Source organism: Chryseobacterium barbadense (assembly GCF_042849955.1).
In the GTDB taxonomy this organism is placed as follows: Bacteria; Bacteroidota; Bacteroidia; order Flavobacteriales; family Weeksellaceae; genus Chryseobacterium.
This window is the reverse complement of record NZ_BAAFHL010000093.1, coordinates 1-5755: the sequence shown is the minus strand read 5'-3', so window position 1 is coordinate 5755 and position 5755 is coordinate 1. Positions and strand designations below refer to the sequence as shown.

Sequence of the window (5755 nt, the reverse complement as noted above, 5' to 3'; positions counted from 1 at the left end):
TTTTAAAAAAATCAAAAGACAAGAATTGAAAACCATTAAAGGAGGTATCGACTGCAGAGGCGGTCAGCTATGCCTGATCAACGGAAAATGGGAATGCAGACCTTATGATGGATGCGGCGGAGGAAATCAACCTTAATTCAAGTATAACCCAATTACTTTATTATGAAAAATCTAAAAAAAATCTCAAGAGATCAGTTAAAAGGTATTAACGGCGGAGCCTTAAGCTGCTCCGAAGCATGCTGCCCGCCTCCGGGAATCAAAAGATGTCCGTGGATTGTTTGTGTAGCACCATGTGATATATTAAGCTAAAGCAATAATCTATTCATTTAGAAATAAAAAAACCTTAGAATTTGATTCTAAGGTTTTTAAGATTGTAAATTTCTAATTAAAAAATGAAGGAAAATTCCTATGCCAATACAATAAATTATAAAATAATGAAAGGTGTAGAATATATTAGCTATTGGTGTTACTGGAGACATATTCCCAGTAAATATTGAAGATATGCTATAAGGAAGTAATGTTGCAAAAGTCCAAAAATTGTTTTTATCTAATTCTTCTTTTTTAGCTTTATAATAGTGGAGTTCATTTTTAAGGTAATTTATATCTTTACTTATTACTGTTCCGAATTTCATAGAATCCAATTCTGCCTGACTTCCACTTCTATTCAGTTTCTTTTTTAAAATGCCTTTCTTATCAAATACATAGATATTTGCCATTAAGTCCCTGCTAGGAATATCATAATTATAATCTGTATATAGTATATTACTTTTTGTAAAAGTTAATTGCTTTAGTTCTTTTAATTGTTTGTTTGAGATACTATGATTTGAGAGTTTAATATTTTCAAGATATTTAAGCTCATAAGGAATATTTTTCGAATCATTAATCCACTCATTAATAACTAATTGTTTTCGATTCATATGTATAGCAGTTTTGAATTCAAAACTAGTTGGATTACTTTTGAGCATTAAAGTATATAAAAACGGAAATACTACTAAATGTAAAGTTAATATAATTGAAAGAGATGAAATTGCATATTTGGATTTCTTATACTGTTCATATTTAGAAATCCTGTACAAAAATGCACAAAATGAAAGAATAATTAATATCAAAAGTATTGTTGAAAAAACTTCACCAAGTCCAAATGAAATGGTAATTAAAGTTAATGGAATCATTTAACAATTTTAATATAAAATAAACCATAAAAATAATCAAAATATGGTTAGTCGTAATTAAGATACTTTACAATTATATCTTTATATAATAGATTATTTTGAAGTACTTTCTTTTATATAAAAAAAACCTTAGAATTTGATTCTAAGGTTTTTTTTCGCGGAGAGTGAGGGATTCGAACCCCCGGACCTGTTACAGTCAACAGTTTTCAAGACTGCCGCAATCGACCACTCTGCCAACTCTCCTTCAACTCCGGCTATACCTTCGTTTTCAGTGGTGCAAATATAGGATGTTTTTTATTTCTGACAAAACAGTTTGACAATCTATTTTCGAGAATTTTCTGACAAATAAAACTCTTCGATTGCTTGAAGGGCTTTATCTTATAACTCCTACAAATGTTTATGGTAAATGGTTTCATATCTTTTATTTTGTTGGTAAGCAAACTTAAGGTTATTCCGTAACCCTTTAATGATTAACACATTATTCGTTTTTAAAGGAATAATTATTGCTCTTCACAAATAATCTCTTATCCTTACAGAAACATGAAAATAGCAACTTACAATGTTAATGGAGTTAATGGGCGCTTACCTGTTTTATTAAAATGGCTCAAAGAAGCTCAGCCCGATATTGTTTGTCTTCAGGAGCTTAAAGCCCCGCAGGAACGGTTTCCGATAAAAGAAATCAACGATGCAGGATATCAGGCCATCTGGCATGGTCAAAAAAGTTGGAACGGCGTTGCTATTCTTACAAAAGGTCTTGATATTACCGAAGTACAGAGGACTTTGCCCGGTGATCCTGAAGACCTTCAAAGCAGATATATTGAAGCCATTATCGATCAGATAGTGATCTGCTGTCTTTATCTCCCCAATGGCAATCCTTACCCGGGACCTAAATTTGACTATAAGCTTTCATGGATCAAGCGCCTTCAAAAAAGGACCAACGAGCTCATCAAAATGGAATTACCAGCGATTGTGATCGGTGATTTTAATATTATTCCGGAACCGAGAGACGTCTATAAACCGGAACGATGGGAGAATGATGCTTTGTACAGAATGGAGGTAAGAAAAGCATATCAACAATTACTGGCTAAAGGATGGACAGATTCCATCCGGAGGCTTTTTCCTGAAGAGACCGTTTATACATTCTGGGATTATCTTTATAAGGCCTATGAGCGTAATGCCGGAATCAGACTTGATCATATTTTGCTCAGCCCTTATCTGACTAACAGTCTACAATCCGGGGGTGTGGACAGCCATGTCCGCGGTTGGGAAAAAAGCAGTGATCATGTGCCGGTGTGGATTGAAATTGAGAAGTCTGGACAAAAAAAATAACCGGTTATAGGGTAAAAAAATAAAAAAGAGGCCAGAGCCTCTCTTTTTTTCTGTATTCAATGACCTTGAAAGACCAATTCACTTCTTTATATTGATTTGTGTTTTTTCAGGTTTTCAAGAAGTTGGCTAAAGGCCATACATACACCTATATTAATTTCATCACTTGTGTTCTTATATCGCTGCAGTGTTTATTGGCAGCCATATACTATTACTCTTTAAGGAGCTTGTTATCATCTGTGTTTTTGTTGATACAAAGTAACAACATTGCCTCCTATTTTTTCTAATAAACAGCATAGATATATATCGATAAAACGATAGATATTTATCGATGAAAAGGTTTTAATAATGGAAAAGAAGAAAATGGTTTTTAGAAATCCTAGATTTTATGATGAGTTTTGATAAGATCAATAAGTTCCACAAGGTTTTCGATCTTCAGTTTCTCAAAGATATTTTTTTTGATTGTACTCACCGTATTTTGCTTGATATCCAAATGATTGGCAATTTCAAGATTACCATATCCTTCTGCATACAGCTCTGCAATCTGCAATTCTCTTTTGGTTAAAAGACCGAGCGGATTAATGGCATTGGGATTGTTCGCAAATTGTACCAACAGGCCCTGAACAACGGCAGAAAAATATTCTCCTTTATTGACGATGCTTTGAATTGCATTTTTAACTTCCTCCTCTTCGCTCAGTTTGCTTAAGTACCCATTGGCTCCGGCATTAATGTACTTAAGTGCATACAAATCCTCCTCAAGTCCGGAAAAGATCAGGATTTTAATATCCGGGCGAGCACTTTTTATCTGGGGCAGGATATGAAGACTGTTACCTCCGGGGAAATGGGCATCAATAATGGCTATTTCTACATTTTTGCTCTGCACCTCTTCTACAATCTGCTGTAAAGATGAAGTTTGATAAATTTTAGCATTGGGAATGATTTCATTGATGGTGAGCGCCATTCCCTGCCGTACAATGCCGTGGTCATCAGCTAAAAGGAAGGTAATTTCCCTGTTTTCAATTGGTAATTCCATTATTGCTACTATTTAAATTGATCTTGAATGTCACTTTGGTTCCTTCGTGCAGCTTACTTGAAATTGATATTTTACCGTCAAAAAGCTCTACAATTTCTTTACAAAGGTTCAGTCCCAAGCCGGCTCCCACATTATCAATCTCATCAGATACTATGCCCTGATAATAGGGTTCAAAAATTTTCTCCACATCAGATTCGGATATTCCTACACCGGTATCCTGCACCACAGCAGTAAGGGAAACTCTATCCCCGCTAATTCTCTCTGTAGTAAGATTGAGACAGATCTGCCCGTTCTCCGTAAACTTATTGGCATTTCCCAGAATATTCATAAAGATCTGGTTCATTTTAATATTATCGGAATATACTACCGTATTAGCGGGTATTTCGTCTGTTACCACAAACTTATTATTTCGTGTCTCAATATAGGGTGTAATAGACTGTACAATAGCATTTATTTCGTCTTTCAGATTAAAAACGTTGTTAACGAGCTTTTTACCGGCTTCCTGATTCTTGGTGTATTCTAAGATCTGGTTAGACTGAATGAGCAAGGTACTATTCGTAAACTTTATAGATTTAAGATATTCTTTTATGGTCTCATCGGTGGACGTTCTGGTAATTTTATCAATAAAAATATTAATAATTTTTAATGGAGATCTTAATTCATGGCTCAGCATTCCCAATATCCTGTTCTTGAAATTAAGGTTTTGCTTGATCTGTTTATTGGCAGCATTAAGCTTCCATTCATATATAAATGCAATTCTCGTAAAATACATGATCAGAATAGATACAATGAACATTAAGATCATTAACCCCAATACAAGGTAAGTTCTTATTTTATTATTGGCTGATCTTTGCTTTTCCAGCTCTTTTTCCAGACCGGATTTAAAGCTTTTGATTCCGTTTTCATAAACATCTATCAATCCGTTGCTGTACATTAAGAGTTTATTGAAATTATTGTAAAACTGCAGATTATCCTGCTGCTTCTTCGTTGAAGACAACTGGATCTTTTTCACCTCCTCAGTATAATGCTTTTCCATAGACTTTATGGCATCATTCATTTCAGATTTTATTTTGGAGAGATCTGCCGCTTTATTATTGGTCATCGTAATAACGGTACTTTCCTTTTGAACGTTTACTTTACCGGATATAGCATCTTTTAAACGTCCCATCAAACCTTTCTTTTTTATGGTATCGGAATAGGTATGGGTTTCAATATTCAGATCTTCAAAATCATTCTTGAACTTCTCCAGCTCAATCGGCTTATCATCTGTTTTTGCAGGCAGGTTCATAGAGAACTGGTATACAGAATCTATTAACGTTTTAAAGGTGGTTACTTTAACCGGGTCTTTTTTTTGCAATGCAAGGCTGGTTTTTAATCCCGGATTCGCATTTTCGTATTCATTTATCTTATCAAAGTTTTCATTAAGCTTTCTCAGAGATTCGAAATAAGATTTCAGATCTTTATCATCCTGGCTGATCATATATTTTTGAAGAGAGCTCTGAGCCACACTGAAATCTTTTCTGGAGTTTTCTGTTAAATTTTCCAGCGCTCTGCTTTCCTTCAGTTGGTTTTCGATAAATTTCAGCTTTTTCCCATTCACGAATTCGTTATAGAAAAATATGGCAATTATGACCTGTATCAAAAGGATACATCCGATCAATGAGTAATGCACAATTTTTCTCAATCTGAATTTTAAGAATTTTTCTTCCATATCCATTCTATCAGCTAAATTAATTTTCCTGATAATTTAAGTTCATTGGTATTAGTTTTACATGATAAGAGTACCAAAGTATAGCAACAGGCTTATCATTCTATAAGCAAAGGTAAAGTAATTTTTTTGTTTTTTCCAGAATAATGAGCACCAGATGCTTTACACGATGCCCTGTTAAAAATAGCAAGTGATAATTTTCCTTTCATACAATAAGATGCTTTAATTATTGATCTCTTAACAAACTATATACCACAAATTACTATCTGCCTGACCGATCTGTATACAAGTGCCAAAGCGCTGAGCCTATAATTTATCTAAGAAAAACTTATTGAAATGAAAATTTTCAGAATATTTTCTTTCAAATCATAAAAATTGATTAATTTCGGATAGACTAAACCAAATTATTATGAAAAATTTTAAAAAAATCAAAAGACAAGAATTGAAAACCATTAAAGGAGGTATCGACTGCAGAGGCGGTCAGCTATGCCTGATCAACGGAAAATGGGAATGCAG

The 5755-nt window shown here is 33.9% G+C and carries 7 protein-coding genes and 1 tRNA gene; 4 read left to right on the top strand and 4 right to left on the bottom strand.

The window, feature by feature from the left end; genetic code table 11:
- Together ACGHIN_RS17355 and ACGHIN_RS16265 are read left to right on the top strand one after the other, a co-directional pair.
- Positions 1 to 136, top strand: a 136-nt coding sequence (locus ACGHIN_RS17355; protein WP_407936043.1) for a bacteriocin-like protein, incomplete at its 5' end; no start/stop codon positions are given.
- A gap of 26 nt (positions 137 to 162) precedes the next feature.
- A complete protein-coding gene (locus ACGHIN_RS16265; RefSeq protein ID WP_166668319.1) occupies positions 163 to 309 on the top strand; it encodes a bacteriocin-like protein in 147 nt (48 codons plus the stop codon).
- Positions 310 to 365: 56 nt separating this feature from the next.
- On the opposite strand, the gene ACGHIN_RS16260 is transcribed toward ACGHIN_RS16265, so the two are convergent.
- Together ACGHIN_RS16260 and ACGHIN_RS16255 are read right to left on the bottom strand one after the other, a co-directional pair.
- A complete protein-coding gene (locus ACGHIN_RS16260; protein WP_390455933.1) occupies positions 366 to 1172 on the bottom strand; it encodes a hypothetical protein in 807 nt (268 codons plus the stop codon).
- Between the two features lie 158 nt (positions 1173 to 1330).
- Positions 1331 to 1415 (bottom strand) — tRNA-Ser (locus tag ACGHIN_RS16255).
- 297 nt (positions 1416 to 1712) lie between these two features.
- Here ACGHIN_RS16255 and xth point away from each other — a divergent pair.
- Positions 1713 to 2501: an exodeoxyribonuclease III gene (gene xth, locus ACGHIN_RS16250; protein ID WP_390455930.1), complete on the top strand. Its 789-nt coding sequence runs from the start codon at positions 1713 to 1715 to the stop codon at positions 2499 to 2501.
- 376 nt (positions 2502 to 2877) lie between these two features.
- Here the strand turns inward: xth and ACGHIN_RS16245 are convergent, their stop codons facing one another.
- Both ACGHIN_RS16245 and ACGHIN_RS16240 read right to left on the bottom strand, forming a co-directional pair.
- Positions 2878 to 3531: a response regulator gene (locus ACGHIN_RS16245; protein WP_390455927.1), complete on the bottom strand. Its 654-nt coding sequence runs from the start codon at positions 3529 to 3531 to the stop codon at positions 2878 to 2880.
- A complete protein-coding gene (locus tag ACGHIN_RS16240) occupies positions 3515 to 5242 on the bottom strand; it encodes a sensor histidine kinase (RefSeq protein WP_390455924.1) in 1728 nt (575 codons plus the stop codon). The genes ACGHIN_RS16245 and ACGHIN_RS16240 overlap by 17 nt, the downstream gene beginning before the upstream one ends.
- A 406-nt stretch (positions 5243 to 5648) precedes the next feature.
- Between ACGHIN_RS16240 and ACGHIN_RS17350 the strand changes: the two genes are divergently transcribed.
- The coding region (locus tag ACGHIN_RS17350; protein WP_407936042.1) for a bacteriocin-like protein at positions 5649 to 5755 on the top strand (107 nt) is incomplete at its 3' end.

What these genes read in the sequence shown, in the direction of transcription:
- ACGHIN_RS16265 (WP_166668319.1), top strand. Translation starts at nt 163, where the DNA reads ATGAAAAATCTAAAAAAAATCTCAAGAGATCAGTTAAAAGGTATTAAC.
- xth (WP_390455930.1), top strand. Translation starts at nt 1,713, where the DNA reads ATGAAAATAGCAACTTACAATGTTAATGGAGTTAATGGGCGCTTACCT.
- ACGHIN_RS16260 (WP_390455933.1), bottom strand. Translation starts at nt 1,172, where the DNA reads ATGATTCCATTAACTTTAATTACCATTTCATTTGGACTTGGTGAAGTT.
- ACGHIN_RS16240 (WP_390455924.1), bottom strand. Translation starts at nt 5,242, where the DNA reads ATGGAAGAAAAATTCTTAAAATTCAGATTGAGAAAAATTGTGCATTAC.
- ACGHIN_RS16245 (WP_390455927.1), bottom strand. Translation starts at nt 3,531, where the DNA reads ATGGAATTACCAATTGAAAACAGGGAAATTACCTTCCTTTTAGCTGAT.